Genomic DNA, 16,172 nt, shown 5'->3' on the forward strand with positions numbered 1-16,172 from the left:
CGGCGGAGGTCGCCTCTCGTGGTGGGAGCGGCGATCATTCACGGGGGACGGCTCTTGGCGGCGTGCCGCGCCGATCCCCCGGAACTGGCCGGGGGGTGGGAGTTCCCGGGCGGGAAGGTCGAGCCTGGAGAGACCGAGCAGGAGGCTCTCGTGCGGGAGTGCCGCGAAGAGCTGGGGATCGACGTCGTGGTCGGCGAGCGGATCGGTGCGGACTGTCCCCTTCACAACGGGATGGTGATGCGGGTCTGGACGGCCTCGCTGACGCGCGGTGAACCCCAGGCCAGGGAACACTCCGAGCTTCGATGGCTGACCGAGGCCCAGCTGTTCGACGTACCCTGGTTGCCGGCCGACCTGCCCGTGGTCGAGGCCGTGCGCAGACACCTGAAGGAATCTGGATGATCGTCGCCTTTTCGATCACCCCGCTCGGGGTGGGCGAGTCCGTGGGAGAGTACGTCGCCGAAGCGGTCCGGGTCGTCCGGGAGAGCGGTCTGCCCAACCGTACCGACGCCATGTTCACCAGCGTCGAGGGCGAGTGGGACGAGGTGATGGACGTGGTGAAGCGCGCCGTCGACGCGGTCGCGGCCCGCAGCCCGCGGGTCAGCCTCGTCTTGAAGGCGGATGTCCGGGAAGGCGTCGTCGACGGTCTGACCACGAAGGTGGAAGCGGTCGAACGGCACTTGAGCGAGACCTCATGACGGTGACGGCGCCGGCTTCGCGAGCGACGTGCGAATGAGCGACAGGATCTCCGGGCGGACGAGGTCGGAGATCCTGGCGTAGGAGACCGTGATCACCGTCTCGGTACACGAGAAGGAGTAGCCCAGCGCCGACGGCGTGACGTCGAACTCGAGTCCGTCCCGGGTGGGCATCAGGTCCAGCGCGCGCGTCTCCTTGTCATCGTTGTCGATGGTGGCGGCGCTGAGCCGGCCCGGGTCGATCTTCGGATCCCCGCTGCACAGCGCGCCGCCGGGCGCCGCCTTGCCGATTCGTCCTTCGAGATCCTTCAGCCCGGACTCGCTGAAGACCGCGTCGCGCAGGATGTCCCGAGCCCTCAGCCGTCGCCCGGTGGCCAGGTCGACCACCACGGCTCGCGTGGTGTTCAGGTCGAACGGGGTGAGGGGCGCGTGGTGCGGCAGGAAGGTGTACCGGGCGGCCACGAGCCGGGGCCCTCGCATGCCCAGCTCGATCTCCGTCGTCACCGTCGGACGGTCGGATGACGGGACGCTGGGTTCACGGGCGATCTGGTACCGCTTCAGCTGTTCATCGAGCGGGGCACGAAGGGCCCGATCGGCCGTTTGCTCGATCGCCGGATCGCGCAGTCCGCCGACCTGGACGTACCGTCCCTCGACGGTGAGCTCCGGCCGCGCGAACCTCCGCTGCAGTGAGGCATAGGAGATCGTGAGCGGCTTCGGCGCAGGCATCGGCGCAGGTGGTCTCCTGCCCTCGTCATGCTGATGAAGCACCGCCACCGCGCCGCCCACCCCGACGACGACCGCGCCGGCGACCGCGAGACCGGCCTTCGTGGCGGCCTTGCCGACGACGCTCCTGCCCACCGCATGGCCGGCACCGCCCGTGGTCGTTCCGGAACCCCCACCCGAGCCACCGGCCCCCACCGCACCGGCGCCTCCAGTACCCGCCGCACCCGTGCCGCCCGCCGCCGTACCCGCGCCTCCGGTACCGGCGACACCGGCGCCGCCTCCGGCCGCGCCCGCGCCGGCAACGCCGCCGGGCGAGGTGCCGAGGAGCAACGCCAAGGGGAGCAGCGCGGCCAGGCCGGCGGCGGCCTCGGCGAGGCGCCGCCACCCGTTGCGCTCCCAGTCCGGCCCGTACGCCGCCCTGGCGGCCTCCTCGAGTTCGGCGACGAACGCCGGCGCCCCTGACGGCCGGTCGGCCGGGTTCTTGGCCATACCGCGGGCGACGAGCGGCCGCACCGGCTCGGGGAGCTCGTCGAGCGGGATCGGTGCGGTCAGGTGCGCGATGCGGAGGGCCGCCTGGTCTCCGCCGTACGGCCGGTGGCCGGTGACGCATTCGAAGAAGACACAGGTCGCCGCGTAGACGTCGGTGGCCGGGCCGGCCGGTCCGCCCTCCCACTGCTCCGGTGCCATGTACGAGGGGGTGCCGGCGGGTGTGCCGGACTCACCCGACCGTACGGCGATGCCGAAGTCCGCGACCTTGCTCTGGCCATCCTGCTGTACGAGGACGTTCGCGGGCTTGTAGTCGCGGTGGACCACCGAGGCGGCATGCGCGGCGGCGAGCCCGAGCAGTGACCCTTTCAGTACGGTCAGGGCCGCCTCCGGCCCGGCCGGACCGTGCTCGTCGAGCACCGCGCGGAGGGAGGCGCCGTCGACGGCCTCCATCACGATCGCCGCGTGCTCACTCCCTTCGACATAGTCGTACAGCCGGGTGATGTACGGGCTGTGCAGCATGGCCAGGATCCGGGCCTCGTCCCGGAAGGCCGTCAGAAAGAGGTCCCCGCCGAGCCGGTGGGTGAACAGGTACTTGATGGCGACGATGCCGCCGGACGCGTCATCGCGGGCGAGCACGACCCGGCCGAAACCGCCGGAACCGAGCTCGCGCAACTCCGTGTACCCCGGGAGTGCCCACCGGCTCACCGTGTGCTCCTCGATGCCATCGACGGCACATCATGCGACCGCGGCGCCGGAGGCGCAAGATCGTGGGCGGGACGCCTCGTTGAATGCTCCGGCCAGGATCGAGACGTCCCGCCCAAGATTCGACGCCTGACCCCGGCGTGTGGTTGCCACGACGGCGGCCCCTTCTCACAACCGATCTCGCGCGGGGCAGGCGGCCCGGTGGCGTACGGGCGACGCGATCGGCGCCCTCGGCGGGCCAAGTAGAATGGGGGTGCCGCGTGGATCCCGCGGCGAATCCCACACCACGAAGCGAGACCCGCACGTATGCCCATCGCCACCCGGGACGATCTCCGTAACGTCGCCATCGTCGCCCATGTCGACCACGGCAAGACCACGCTCGTCGACGCCATGCTCTGGCAGTCCGGCGCGTTCCGTGAGAACCAGGACGTCGACGAGCGGGTCATGGACTCCAACGACCTCGAACGCGAGAAGGGCATCACCATTCTCGCGAAGAACACCGCCGTCCGGCACGGCGGCATGACGATCAACATCATCGACACCCCCGGGCACGCCGACTTCGGCGGCGAGGTCGAGCGGGGCCTGTCGATGGTCGACGGCGTGGTGCTCCTCGTCGACGCCTCCGAGGGGCCGCTGCCACAGACCCGGTTCGTTCTGCGCAAGGCGCTGGCCGCCAAGCTGCCGGTCATCCTGGTCGTCAACAAGGTCGACCGGCCGGACGCGCGGATCGCCGAGGTCGTCGACGAGACGTATGAACTGTTCATGGACCTCGACGCCTCCGAGGACCAGATCGACTTCCCGATCGTGTACGCCTCGGCCAAGGCCGGCCGGGCCAGCCTGACCAAGCCGGACGACGGCGGCCTGCCGGACTCCGAAGACCTCGAGCCACTGTTCCAGGTCATTCGGGAGACGATCCCCGCCCCGGCGTACGACCCGAACACCCCGCTCCAGGCGCACGTCACGAACCTCGACGCCAGCTCCTACCTCGGCCGTATCGCGCTGTGCCGCGTGCACGCCGGGCAGATCAAGAAGGGGCAGCAGGTCTCCTGGTGCAAGCACGACGGCACCATCGAGCGCGTCAAGATCACTGAGCTGATGATGACCGAGGCGCTGGAGCGCAAGCCCGCCGAGCAGGCGGGTCCCGGCGACATCATCGCCATCGCCGGCATCCCGGACATCATGATCGGCGACACGCTCGCCGACCCGGAGGACCCGCGCCCGCTCCCGTTCATCACCGTGGACGAGCCGGCCATCTCGATGACCCTCGGCGTCAACACCGGGCCGCTGGCCGGTCGTGAGAAGGGCACGAAGGTCACCGCGCGGCTGGTCAAGGACCGGCTCGACCGCGAGCTCATCGGCAACGTCTCCATCCGGGTACTGCCGACCGACCGCCCCGACGCCTGGGAGGTCCAGGGCCGTGGCGAACTGGCGCTCGCCATCCTGGTGGAGACCATGCGCCGTGAGGGGTACGAGCTGACGATCGGCAAGCCCCGCGTGGTCACCAAGGAGATCGACGGGAAGCTGCACGAGCCCGTCGAGCGCCTGACCGTCGACGCCCCGGAGGAGTACCTCGGAGCGATCACCCAGCTGCTCGCCGTCCGCAAGGGCCGCATGGAGCAGATGACCAACCACGGCACCGGCTGGATCCGGATGGAGTTCATCGTCCCGGCCCGTGGCCTGATCGGGTTCCGCACCGAGTTCCTCACCGAGACGCGCGGTACGGGCATCGCGCACCAGGTCTTCGAGGGCTACGAGCCGTGGTTCGGTGAGCTGCGCACCCGGCCGACCGGTTCGCTCGTCTCCGACCGCGCCGGCGCCGCCACCGCGTACGCCATGTTCAACCTGCAGGAGCGCGGCTCGCTGTTCGTCGAGCCCGGCACCGAGGTGTACGAAGGCATGATCGTCGGGGAGAACTCCCGCGCCGACGACATGGACGTCAACATCACCAAGGAGAAGCAGAAGACGAACATCCGGTCCTCGACGGCGGAGACGTTCGAGCGGCTCACGCCGCCGCGCGCGCTGAGCCTGGAGGCCGCCCTGGAGTTCGTCGCCGACGACGAGTGCGTCGAGCTGACGCCGAACGCGATCCGGCTGCGCAAGGTCATCCTCGACTCCAAGGAGCGGGAGCGCGCCCGGGCCCGCGCCAAGCGCGGCCAGGCCTGACGCTATAGGCGCCACCCGGCTCGGAGCGCCCTACCTGGGAGTCCACTTCACGCCGTTCCCGGCGACCTCGACCGGGCCCTCCACGGAGAAGCTGTCCGACTTGGAGAATTTCTCCGTGGAGCTGAAGTCCTTCGCCGTTCCAGCCGCGGTCGCCGACCCCTCGGCGACGGTCGTCAGGTAGGGGCCGTCCTGCGACATCTGCACGGTGATCTGCGGATACTTGTCGATCTTCCACCGCAGGGTCGACGGAGTGCCGAACACCAGGACGGAGAAAGGGCAACCGGTCGGGGACAGTTCGGTACTCTGCGCACACTGATCGAGGTAGCTCCGGACCTGATTGTCCGCCTCACCGACAGCCGACGCCTTGACCGTCGGCTGCAGGGTCACCTCGTTGCCGGTACCGGCGGCGTGCACCTGTTCCGGAGACGCCCCTAGCACCGGGTTATCGGGCAGCCGGACGGTGTAACCGCCTGGCAGGGCGAACGTGCTGAAGGCCCGGGGCTGTGCCTCAGCGGAGTCCGTCCGTAGCCGTACGCCGTTCACCGTGAGCTCTGTCGCCCCCGTCGCTGCTCCGCGGACCTCCTGCAGGCCGTTGACGCGCCAGTGGGTGAAAAAAGCCCCGTCCTCGCGCTCCAGGCGGACGGTCCCGGTCTCACGCTTCGCACCGATCTGGAAACCCACTTCGACCAACCGGTGATCGTCCTCTTGCGTCTGCCGAAGGATCCGGACGTGTCTTGGAGGCACGTAATCACGGCTTCTCAGGACGGCCGACGTCAGCAGTGGTTCGTCCTCTCCTACCCCCTTGGGCAGCGCGTGCAGCGCCGCTGGCGCGTCTCGGCGAGCAAGAGCGTCGAAGAAGCCGCGGATGGCCGCCTTCGGTGTGAAGAACGTTCGGTCGAGAATCGGAGGCACGATGAGGAAGGCCAGAAGCACGCCGACGATGGCGAGCGCCACCAGGCGCGTCCGCGGAGAGAGCGGCTTCCGCTCGACCCAGACCGACTCCGGCGTGACCTCGGAATACCCAGACTGCTCGTGGCGGCTTCCGGACACGGAGGCGCCGCAACCGGGGCAGGGGGCAGGGCCAGGCGATCGACTCGTGCCGCAGGCCGGACAGGCCGCGAGCGGGCTCTCTGCAGTCATCGTCGATCCGATTCCGCGATCTTTCCGCGTAGCATCGCGGTGACGAAGTGTTGGGTTCTCGCACGCCGGTGATCAGCAAGCTGCTCATGGTGGCGTACGGGTGGCTGGTGTGTGCAGCCGGCGAGTTCTCGCCAGTCATTCGCGGCGCGTCTGAGATCCGCATGCCAGCGCACCCCATCGACGGGATTGACCGCTCGGCTCATCAGCCAGCGGTGCCAGTACCAGAAGACGATGAGCTCTGAGCGAAGACCCTCATGCGCAGGCCAACAGTCGGGGAGTACGACCCAGGGCGCATAGGCCTCCTCCAGCCAGGAGACCCAAGCCGCGAACCGCCGCCAGGATTCGTTGAACATTTCATCTGATAGGTGGTCCCACACCCACGGTGGCGGCTTAGGCTTCTCCTCCGCCATCAATCAGATACCCCCTCGTTCGCGGCTCTCGGGAACGGAGTAGGCATCCTCTCGTTCCCCCTCGCCGTAGCCGTGGTCGTCCGCCTCCGAACCGCCGTCCTGAGCTTCGGAGATTCGATCCATCTCATCTTCGTCATGAGCCTCATAGGACGAGCGATCCGCTTCGCCCGCTTCCGCGCCCTCGGCGTCCGGCTTGGTGGTCTCGGCGTCGTCCTGTTCGGGAGAGTCACCATCGCTCTGTGGTTCGCCGGCCGAGTCGTGTCCATCTGCAGTCGACTTCTCTTCAGAGCTTTGCAGCGGAGGTTGTCGCTCGCCGTCAGATTCTGCAGATGCCGAGCCCCGTGTGATCTCCTCCTCGGGGGAATTGGTCGCCGGCTGCTCCGCATTCCCGGGCTCGGTATCCTCTCTCGCGCCTCCGGTGGGTTCCTCACCGCCGACATCGTCAACGCTGGCTGCGCTCGCACCCTCAGGCCCTTCTTGGGACGTGGGGTCAGCTTCATTCATCAGTTCAGCGTTGGGAGCCGGCTCCGCCTGGCCCGAGGAACTGTTCGGTAGATTCGGATCATGTTGGATTTTGAGTGCTTGTTCCATCGCGCGAACCCGGTCAACAGCATCAGCGGATGGTTGACTCAATGCTCGTTCCGGCCTCGGTTGAACTATCGACTCGTGTCCTTCGGGGACTGTCACATCCTTGTACCGTTCCGCCTGCAACCAATCGGCTGCAGATTGCTCATCTTTAGTTAGTGAGCCGGCCCTCTTAAGTTCGTAGAAGGCATGATTATCTTCTTTGGCTCGAAAACTCTCAGGTGTGTGAAACTGTATTTCGACAGGTTGGCCCGTATCTAGATCGCGCCACGTTGTGTTGATTCCTTTGTAAGTAGGATCATTCCAGGTGTTCCTATGGGTGTCCTCTGGATTCAGGGGCTCAAGGCCGAGTTGGTTAAGGTGTTCGAAGGCGTCTTTTGCTCCGCGACTGTAGGAGTCGCTTGAGAAGCAGATGGTATATCGGTTCAGGTCCCTAGTGTCGGTGATCACTGCATCCGCCGCACGTCCTTCTGCAACTTTTTTGGCAACTTTCCTACGGAAAGAATCCAGACCCTTCAGTGAATTGCTGATTCCCTCCAGGTTCGATCCGTGTTGGGAGGTCATTCCCCTAAGGGCGGTCATTTTTCGATCTAGAGAGGTTTGTGCGGAGGCGGCCCGTTCATGTGCTGCTCGAACTTTGGCGTCCTCCTCTGGGGTCAGGACGAGATGCTCCTCGTGACCCTTGCCGCGCCAGCCGATATTGTCAGTGCTCACAGTTGGGTGGCATTCGTTGCTCCGCGAGTATCACGCAGAATCTTGTCTGCGGTGCTCGCGTCAATGCGTACTAGGTTCGGCGGGTTACTGGTTCGCTGGGATTCGTATTCTACGATGGTCGAAGTTCGGATCCAGGTATTGGATCGCCCGAATGCCTCGTCTAGGACCAGCTCGGGGCTCGTTCGGCGTCTTAGTACAGTGTATGGTGCATCCTTATCGTCGGGAGTCGGAGATTCATATGCCGCCCAGTAGGCCACCCAGTACTGCCGGTTCTTTGAGAGTTCATCTGCTACATTTTCGGGAATGGGTGACAAGTATGTAAGTTCTGGTGGGTGTGGAACTCGATCGGAGGTCTTATGCCATCTCCAATCTATCAAAGACAGATATTCCCATTCCATGTCTGATCGGCGCCATAGGCTTTGAGGTCTACCGCTTTCATCGCGCTGATCGATCTCCACAAAAAACTCGTAGTCATCGGTCAAGATAAATTCCTTTCTAGTGGTATCCCTGGAGCATCTCGTACTCCTGGATAACGCCTGCCGGGCGTGTCTCAACGTGTAGGGGGGCGTCGCTGCGGTAGAACAGCCAGGCGTTGAACGGAGGCATCATTTGTATGGCGCTTGCCGGTAGGGCGGGGTAGTAGAAACTGCTGACCGTGTGCTGTATGCCGGTCTGGGCGTGCCCGCTGATCCCAACCTTGCCTGGTCGCATCGGCCCCGACACTTCGGCGGTCAGGCCCGGTTGGTAGGTCACCGATGATTGGCGTTCCTCGCCGGCCCACGAGGATATGTCCGCCAAGTCCTGCCCGTTGGACATGCCGCCATAGATGACCTTCGCGGTCGTCGCGGCGAGGATGGCCGACTGCTGCTCGGTGCCGTAGCGGACCCGCAGCTGGGCGAGGCTCTGCGCGGCCCAGAGGGTGATGATGCCGCGGCCGCCGCCTTCGCTGACGAGCGAGGGAAGACTCTGGATCGGCGCGATGTTGGCGATCTCGTCCAAGGCCAGGAGCAAAGGAGGGTCCAGCCGCCCGCCTTGCCGGGCCGCGAGTTCCGACGCGCGCTGGGCGATGCTGTCCACGAGGCCGACCATGAGCGGTGCGATGGCCTGCTGATGGTGGGACGGGCCGATGATGAAGAGCGAGGAGCGCGTCCTCAGGAACTTGTCGATATCGAGATCGGTTCTGGAGCAGGACTGAAGAACCGTCGGCTCGGCCGTCGCCTCGATCGTGTTGCGGGCGACCGAGAAGAAGCTTCCGCGTTCACGGTCGCCGAGAAGCTTGATCGCTTCCAGGTCGTCGGCCCACATCTTCCCTGGGCTGTCGGACAATCCCAGGATCGCGACCGGATCCCGGATCTCCTGCCGGGCGAGCCACTGGCGGACCGTCGACAGCGGTAGACCCTCCAGAGCCGCCGCGTGGAAGTAGGCGCGCAGGACGGAGGCTGCGCCGGCTCGCCAGTGATCGCCATCGTCGACGCCTTGGCCGGCCACGGCGGTCATGGCGGCCACCCTGCGGTAACAGACGGCCGGATCGGCGCAATTCGCGAGAGGGGACCAATGTAGGGAGCGTTCGGGGTACTCGCTCCCGAACGGGTCGTACACGTGAACCGTTCCGCCGTAGTGCTGGGCGATCCGACTGCGCCAGTCGCCCGTGAAGCTGAGGATGTCACCGCGGGTCGAGGTGCAGACGAGCGGACCATCCCACCACAGCACGGAAGGAATGATCAGCCCGGAGGTCTTGCCGTACCTCGGCGGTCCGACGATGCCGATGGAGTCCGATCGGCCACTCCAGCACTTGCGGTAAGCGTCGGCCGGATCCCAGCCCAGGAAGACCTGTTGCCGAGGCTGTATCCGGAATGGTGGAAGCGGCGGCCATTCATCCGTCATCCGTCAGTCTCTTTCGAGGGAACTCGTCGGTACGGTGGCGCGGGGAGGGGATGGTGCGTCCGTGTCGGGCAGCGGATACGTCCTCCCTGGCTCTTCCAGCGCTTCGAGACGAAGTTCATAGGGCGGATGGGTCGCACAGGCGGACACATCCCACCCGGATCGACCGCCGTCCAGGGTCCGTCGCAGCCGGGCGAGCGCACGGCGGATTCCTTCCCTGTGACCGGCGAGGACGGCGCCGCGGTCAGAGCGGTACTCGGCCTCCCGGAGGTCGCGTGCCTGCAGGGGCATGACGAAGAAGCGAATCGTGACGGCGGCCGGCCACATGAAGGCCCACAGGACGATCCTTGTGAGGGGCTGATTGATGTGGTCGAGCAGCTTGGTCGCTGCTGAGTAGAGAACATAAAGCGGCAGCGCCATGCCGCGTACGAACGCGGCCGCGACAGGGTCGGCGTTGTTCCAATGTGTCAGCTCATGGCCGATCACGCCACCGAGGACCTCAGGGTCGTAATTGAATTCGTCGAGCAGCCCTTGGTTGATCACAAGATGCCGTGTCAGTGCATAGGCGTTGACATCGCGGTCATCGTGGATCAAGACGTACGGTAGCCCTCTGATCCCCATGCGAGAGGCGCATTCGCGGACGATGGGTATGATGAGCTCGGCTTCGCGACGACTCAGGCGTCTTGCGCCACCGATTCGCAGCGTTGCCGCCTCGAACGCGGTGGTCAGCAACGTGTAGGCGATACCGAGGAAGACGCCGGCGATCACCTGCCCGATCGCAATACTGAGGGCCTGCCTCGGCGACTCATGGGCGACCAGGGTCCACGGCCAGGTCAGGCCCTTGTAGAAACCGAGGATGGCGCCTCCGACCACGCCGAGCAACGCGCCGAGGATGCCGCCGACCTGAAGCATCCCGGTCGGGACGACGTCCCCGAACAGTGGGATGTCGGTTGCTTCGATCGATCCTCCGATGGCACCCGCGATGCCACCCGCCACCGCGCCGGACGCTCCCAGCGCGATCGCGATCGGGAGATTCGACCAGGCGCCGATGAGAGCGGCAATGGCGCCACGGGGATTTCGCGTCGCTCCGGCGATGATCCAGTTGGCGGTGGTGGGGAATCGGAGCGGCCGATGTCCGCTGAGACCGATGCGTCCGTATGAAGGTCTTTGCGGTCGCTGAGTGCTCGGCGTCACCTCGGGTGACGTCGCCCACCGTGCTGCCGGGTCACTCACCGGAGGACCGAAGCCTGGAGGAGGTGAGATCGGGCGAGGCACCTGGCCGGTTCCCGGATAAGCCACTCCACAACCAGTGCAAACGCTGTGGTTAGGCATCCTGGGCGTGCCGCAGCCTTCACAGATCATGCAGCTCTCGCGCCCCCTGAAGATGATGCCATGACTCTGGAATCAGCTTTGACCAACGTGGGAATATACGGATCCTTGCGAATACCGTTACACCGAGCAAAGATCTGATGTGCGGTGGGCTACCGATCTCGCTCGCGGCGACGTTCGCGGTTCAACTGCGTCGACCGGCGCTGTCGCGTCACCGGCAGTCGCTGTTGTCCCGGCTCGATCCGCCACCGTACGTCGGCTTTGACTCCCGCGGTGGCCAACCGTTCTCGCGCGACCTCGAAGGACGCGCACCACTGCTCCTCCCGCTCGACGTCGAGGCGTCGTTGCTCGTCGCCTTCCGCCGGTTCGGTGCGCAACAACGCCATGCGTACCTGCCGTCCACCGTCGATGCGGACTTTGACCTCGTGCTGAGGCCAGTCTCCCCGGGTGATCACCGCTTCGCCGTTTCGGGCCGTCAAGGTCTCGAAGCCCTCGTCGATCTCGTAACCGAGGCCCCCGAACGCCTCTCGAAGTGCTGCCGCGATGTATTCGCGCTCGCTGCCTTCCTGCGCTTCCACCAGCAGCCGTGCGGCTTCCGCTCGCAGAGCATCATCGAAGGGCCGGGTCCCCTCGGTGACCGCACGCAGGGCATCGATGACCGTAAGGTTCGAGGGATGGTCGGCGAGCTCAAGGATGAACCGCGCCGCCGCCGCGCGGTCGTTGCGGCGCTCGCGGGTTCGTTCGTTGGCCTTTTGAATCCGCAATCGGACCTCGGAGAGCAGCCCGTCGGCCTCGGTCGGCGTAGCCGCGGCCATGACGACCTCCGCCGCCTGGGTCACTGAGGCGCGATCGGCCTCGGCGGCATCCGGCAGCAGCCTGGCGAGAACCCGCTTCAAATCTGCCTCGATCGCCGGGCGCGGTTCCGAGCCCGAGCCCGAGTCCACGGACGGGGACGCGATCCGCAGTGACTTCGTGGCGGTGTCGAAGATGCGACCGGTCATCGCCGAAGCCATGGACGCGGCGACGGTGCCCTCGGCGGCCACGAGGTCGATGTCGGTTTTGGCCGCCCACGCCGTCATATCTCCGATCGAGGCGCTGGTGACATCCAAGGGGGGAGGCAACTCGATCGCCACGCCGTGACGTCGCGCCGATTCGGCGAGTGCGGCGATCCGCGCGTTGCGGTCCAACACCTCGCCGACCGCTTCCTCTACGCGCCTCAGTTCTTCGATTCTCTGCGCTGCCGCCTCGGCACGTCCTTCGGCGAGAGCGGCGAGTGCTCCCGCTCCTGACGCGGCGAGACCGGCGGTACCACCCATGACCCGCACCAGCCCGAGGCTCGCGATGACCGCTGCGTCCAGGGCGATATCGGCTTCGACGCCACTGCTCACTCTCGTCCTCCGACGGCTTTCTCCCGGGCGCCCCGGTGCTCTTGCTGCCAGCGTTGCATGCGAATTCCCGTTACCACGACATGCGCGATCGCCACCGCGATGAGGATGGTCATCCAGAGCAGCCAGGCGATCGAGAGGAGGGTTGCGATGAGAAGGAAGATGATGAAGAGCGGCACCACCGCGACGAGAAGCGCGGTGCCGCAACCCCGTGGTCCCGATCGACGCGCCGTACCGGACATTCGGCTCGACGCACCCGACAGCCCTCGTCTGACTACGCGCAGGACCTTGGCCAGCCACGACCAGGGACCCAGCGGTAGATACTCGGCGCCCTGACGCGCTGCGAGCAGCACTTCGCAGCCCAATTCGACGATCCACGTCGCTCCGGCCGCGGTGAGGAGCAGTGGCGTCGGATCCGACGAGTTGCCGGTGGTTCCGGCCATCGACCGTACAGCGGCGGACTGCAGTATCTGGGGGGCCAGCCAGCTGCCGGAAAACCAGAGGACTGCGAGTGGGAGCGTCCAGAGGGCGGCACGGCGGATGGCGGCGCGGCGTCCGTCCAGGCGCCGGCGTTCGCGCTCCTCCCAACGCCTGCGTCTCTCGGCGGATCGATGTTCCGCCTCCCGGCGCCGTCGTACTTCGGCCTCTGCCTCCAGCACCGCGTCAGGGGCCGCCAGCACCACCGCCAGCAGGCGCAGCGGGTCGTCACCTGCCTGCTCGGACAGCCACGAGAACCAGGACACCGGCACGTGTACGGATGCGCGGGCCCGATCGGCCGCCGTGCTGAGAGAACGCCGGGTCTCCTCCGGTCGTGCGGCGAGGGCGAGCATGGTGGCCAGCACCTTGGGCGGCTCATCGCGGCCTGGGAATCCCGCATCGGGAAGCCGGGATACCGTGCTCGGCAACTGGCCCCGTAGCCACTGCGCGTATCTGTTCCAGCCGGTCACGAGTCCGCGCCAGCGAGCGTCGATAGCCGACAGATCCGTACCCTCGGGAAGGCCGTCAAGCAGAGGGAGAAGCCGGTGCTCCCACAGCCGCCGCACGGTGCGGGCGGCGATGCCGTGCTCGGCGTGCTCGGGGTCATCGACGAGAGCGGCGAGAACGGCAAGGTCCTCAGAGACCAACCGCAACCCGAGGAACACCGGGCCCAGCGTCGGGTCCAGCCAGCGCACGAGCCAGAACACTTTGACGTCGGGTGGATCGTTGCCCGTCAGGCGTTCGTCGACCAGCCGGATACGTCCTTCCGCGTCGTCGAAACCACTCAGCCAGTCTCGCAGCGCCTGCCATGCCTCACTGGGACCGACCGGAGTGAACATCGTGCCGAAGAAGTACCGGGCGGCCGTGTCCCAGTCGGCGACCAGTGCCCGTGCGAGCTCACGCCGATCGGTGAAGACCTCGCCGCTGAAGGCCAGAGCACCGTGCGGGCCGCGGGCCGTGGGTAGGTGAACACCGCCTGAGGTCTCCTCGGCCACAGCCGGGCTCTCTCCAGCGAGCCACCGGGCCACCTCGTCACCGCCCCATCGTCGCCGAGGGTCTCGGGTGAGCAGCCCACGGCAGAGCAGCCGCATCCGCGGATCGATCACGTCATCGCAACCGATGGTGCGGGTGGCAAGGTGGTCGACCACCACCGTCTCGCTCATCCCCGCGAAGGGCATCCGGCCGGTGAGCAGTTCCCGCACCATGATGCCGAGAGACCACCAGTCCCGTGCGGGGGAGACCTGACCGGACAGTGACTCCGGCGCGGCGTATGCGAGTGTCCGGGAAGATGACGCGAACACGACACTCTGTTCGATCACCCGACTCAAGCCGAAGTCGGCGATGGCCAGGTCGAGCGGCGCCGTGCTGCGTACCAGGACGTTCTCCGGCTTCAGGTCGCGGTGCACGATGCCGGCTTCGTGCAACCGGGTCAGCCCGTCGGCGAGTTGGGCCACGACCTCCGTGACCACGGCCGGAGACAGAGGCGCGCTGAGCGCCCGCAGGTTGCCTTCGGCGACATATTCGATGACCTCATAGTCACGCCCCTCCGCGTGCCCGGTCTCCGGGATGCGTACGACGTGCGCCGAACCCAACGTCGGGAGTTTGCGCCAGACCGAGCGGTCGGCGGTGAAGCCACGACGGAAGATCTTGACGACGAGGTCCGTGCCCTCGAGGTCACGAACGTGCAGCAGGTCGGACTCGGCACCTTGCGCCGGAATTTCGCCGACGACAGCGAACCGGTCGGCCAGGTCGGCCGGAAGACGGACCAGGGAGGAGCCGGCCTCACGACCGTCCCGTCGCGTGTGGTCGATCCCTCCTTCGGCTGATACGGAGGTATCGCGTCGAGTCGTGAATTCGTCACGTCGCGTCTCGCCCGGCCGTTCAGTGTCCGTCACTGTCCGTCCTTCGGGTCATCTCACTCGTCTCCGAGCCTTGATCATTCAGGGTCCAAGCCGGGTCAGCGTGGTTCGTTCTGGTCGCGTATCACCTTCAAGTGCTCTGAAATCTTGAACTGATTGATCACGAATTCCAGTGCCAGGCGGGTCGTGAGGATGCCGGTCAGCCATACGACCGGCGTCGCCAGGATGGTGATCCATTCAAGGAACTTGTTCCACACGGAGAAGCCCCAGGCTTCGTACAGCATGAGAAGGGCAATCCCGGTGTAGGCCGCGATCGAGAGGGCGTACGCCGCTCGAACGACCTTGATGGTGACCATGTGGTCGAAGCTCATGTCGAAGAGAGCGCCCAGGAAGCCCTTGCCGGCCGGGCGGGCGGGACGGGCCGGCGGACCTGGGTAGGGAGCCGGAGGACCGTAGCCCGGAGGAGGGCCCTGCCAAGCGGCTGGGGGTGGTGGCTGGTTCGGGGGTGGTGGAGCGTAGCCGCCGTACGGTGGCCCGCCCGGGTGCGGCTGTGGGTCGCCAAGGTGCGGCTGTGGGTCGCCCTGGTACGGGTGGGGGTCGCCCTGGCGGGGGGGTGGGGGACGGTGCCCGGGATCGTCGGCGGCGTTGGACATCTCTGTCTCCTCGGCATCCACGGGTCAAAGGCTAGAGCGCCGGGGGGCTCAGTTCACATGACCAGGCCGTGCTGATCCCGTTTGTCTTGTTCGTTCGGATCGTCGGCCATCGGTCGGTGGCGGGGACACGGCCCGCGCGAGACCGGGACACGGCTGCGCCCCGGCCGGCGGGCCGGGGCGCCGTGCGGGCGGGACCGGTCAGGCCTTCGGGGTGCTCTTGCCCCGCTTGACGACGCCGATCTTGGAGCCGAGCCAGACCAGCGGGTCGTACCGGCGGCCGACGACGCGTTCCTTCATCGGGATCAGCGCGTTGTCGGTGATCTTGATGTGCTCGGGGCAGACCTCGGTGCAGCACTTGGTGATGTTGCAGTAGCCGAGCCCGAAGTCGTCCTGGGCGATCTGCCGGCGGTCCTGAACGTCGGCCGGGTGCATCTCCAGCTCCGCCACCCGCATGAGGAAGCGGGGGCCGGAGAAGTGCTCCTTGTTCTCCTCGTGGTCACGGATGACGTGGCAGGTGTTGTTGCACAGGAAGCATTCGATGCACTTGCGGAACTCCTGCGAGCGTTCGACGTCGACCTGCTGCATCCGGAACTCGCCGGGCTTGACGTCCCCGCCGTCGAAGGCCGGGATCTCACGGGCCTTCTCGTAGTTGTAGGAGACGTCGGTGACGAGGTCGCGGATGACGGGGAAGGTCCGCATCGGCGTCACCGTCACGGTCTCGTCCTCGGCGAACGTCGACATCCGCGTCATGCACATCAGCCGTGGCCGGCCGTTGATCTCAGCGGAGCAGGAGCCGCACTTGCCGGCCTTGCAGTTCCACCGGACGGCCAGGTCGGGCGCCTCGGTGGCCTGCAGCCGGTGGATGACGTCGAGGACGACCTCGCCCTCGTTGACCTCGACCGTGTAGTCCTTGAGCTCGCCCTCGCCCGCGTCGCCGCGCCAGACCCGGAACTTCGCCTTGTAGCCCATC

The 16,172-nt window shown here is 66.7% G+C and carries 12 protein-coding genes; 3 read left to right on the plus strand and 9 right to left on the minus strand.

Annotated features, from left to right (window positions below):
• Positions 1-21: 21 nt before the first annotated feature.
• Both NE235_RS12920 and NE235_RS12925 read left to right on the plus strand, forming a co-directional pair.
• The gene (locus NE235_RS12920) at positions 22-399 is read left to right on the plus strand and encodes a (deoxy)nucleoside triphosphate pyrophosphohydrolase (protein ID WP_308206064.1); all 378 of its coding nucleotides are present in this window, start codon (positions 22-24) and stop codon (positions 397-399) included.
• Positions 396-695 carry an MTH1187 family thiamine-binding protein gene (locus NE235_RS12925; protein ID WP_252802264.1) on the plus strand — a complete coding sequence of 100 codons (300 nt, stop codon included), beginning with the start codon at positions 396-398 and terminating at the stop codon, positions 693-695. The genes NE235_RS12920 and NE235_RS12925 overlap by 4 nt, the downstream gene beginning before the upstream one ends.
• Here NE235_RS12925 and NE235_RS37320 read toward each other — a convergent pair.
• Positions 690-2,609 (minus strand): serine/threonine-protein kinase, encoded by a 1,920-nt coding sequence (locus tag NE235_RS37320; protein ID WP_308206065.1) that lies wholly within the window; start codon positions 2,607-2,609, stop codon positions 690-692. The two genes, NE235_RS12925 and NE235_RS37320, sit on opposite strands and share 6 nt — an antisense overlap.
• A 303-nt stretch (positions 2,610-2,912) precedes the next feature.
• On the opposite strand from NE235_RS37320, the gene typA reads away from it, so the two are divergent.
• The gene (typA, locus tag NE235_RS12940) at positions 2,913-4,769 is read left to right on the plus strand and encodes a translational GTPase TypA (RefSeq protein ID WP_252802266.1); all 1,857 of its coding nucleotides are present in this window, start codon (positions 2,913-2,915) and stop codon (positions 4,767-4,769) included.
• Between the two features lie 30 nt (positions 4,770-4,799).
• Here typA and NE235_RS12945 read toward each other — a convergent pair whose 3' ends face one another.
• The 8 genes from NE235_RS12945 to NE235_RS12980 form a co-directional block, all read right to left on the minus strand.
• Positions 4,800-5,723 carry a hypothetical protein gene (locus NE235_RS12945; protein WP_252802268.1) on the minus strand — a complete coding sequence of 308 codons (924 nt, stop codon included), beginning with the start codon at positions 5,721-5,723 and terminating at the stop codon, positions 4,800-4,802.
• Between the two features lie 599 nt (positions 5,724-6,322).
• Complete coding sequence (locus tag NE235_RS12950) at positions 6,323-7,618, minus strand: hypothetical protein (protein WP_252802270.1); 1,296 nt, start codon at positions 7,616-7,618, stop codon at positions 6,323-6,325.
• Positions 7,619-8,113: 495 nt separating this feature from the next.
• Positions 8,114-9,502, minus strand: coding sequence for a type IV secretory system conjugative DNA transfer family protein (locus NE235_RS12955; protein WP_252802272.1), 1,389 nt, complete (start codon positions 9,500-9,502; stop codon positions 8,114-8,116).
• A gap of 3 nt (positions 9,503-9,505) precedes the next feature.
• Positions 9,506-10,732: a M48 family metalloprotease gene (locus NE235_RS12960; protein WP_252802274.1), complete on the minus strand. Its 1,227-nt coding sequence runs from the start codon at positions 10,730-10,732 to the stop codon at positions 9,506-9,508.
• A gap of 248 nt (positions 10,733-10,980) precedes the next feature.
• Positions 10,981-12,216: a response regulator receiver protein gene (locus NE235_RS12965; RefSeq protein ID WP_252802275.1), complete on the minus strand. Its 1,236-nt coding sequence runs from the start codon at positions 12,214-12,216 to the stop codon at positions 10,981-10,983.
• Positions 12,213-14,585 (minus strand): serine/threonine-protein kinase, encoded by a 2,373-nt coding sequence (locus NE235_RS12970; protein WP_252802277.1) that lies wholly within the window; start codon positions 14,583-14,585, stop codon positions 12,213-12,215. Before NE235_RS12970 ends, NE235_RS12965 begins: the two co-directional genes overlap by 4 nt.
• Before the next feature lie 62 nt (positions 14,586-14,647).
• Complete coding sequence (locus NE235_RS38145; RefSeq protein WP_308206068.1) at positions 14,648-15,202, minus strand: DUF4282 domain-containing protein; 555 nt, start codon at positions 15,200-15,202, stop codon at positions 14,648-14,650.
• A 198-nt stretch (positions 15,203-15,400) separates the two neighbouring features.
• Positions 15,401-16,171, minus strand: a complete 771-nt coding sequence (locus NE235_RS12980; protein WP_252802281.1) for a succinate dehydrogenase/fumarate reductase iron-sulfur subunit — start codon at positions 16,169-16,171, stop codon at positions 15,401-15,403.
• Position 16,172: the final 1 nt, after the last annotated feature.

The sequence above is a fragment of the Actinoallomurus spadix genome, assembly GCF_024055725.1.
GTDB lineage: Bacteria > Actinomycetota > Actinomycetes > Streptosporangiales > Streptosporangiaceae > Actinoallomurus > Actinoallomurus spadix.

Bases quoted from the DNA above. Each gene is read 5' to 3' on its own strand.
- NE235_RS38145 (WP_308206068.1), bottom strand. From the start codon at position 15,202: ATGTCCAACGCCGCCGACGATCCCGGGCACCGTCCCCCACCCCCCCGC.
- NE235_RS12925 (WP_252802264.1), top strand. From the start codon at position 396: ATGATCGTCGCCTTTTCGATCACCCCGCTCGGGGTGGGCGAGTCCGTG.
- NE235_RS12980 (WP_252802281.1), bottom strand. From the start codon at position 16,171: ATGGGCTACAAGGCGAAGTTCCGGGTCTGGCGCGGCGACGCGGGCGAG.
- typA (WP_252802266.1), top strand. From the start codon at position 2,913: ATGCCCATCGCCACCCGGGACGATCTCCGTAACGTCGCCATCGTCGCC.
- NE235_RS12955 (WP_252802272.1), bottom strand. From the start codon at position 9,502: ATGACGGATGAATGGCCGCCGCTTCCACCATTCCGGATACAGCCTCGG.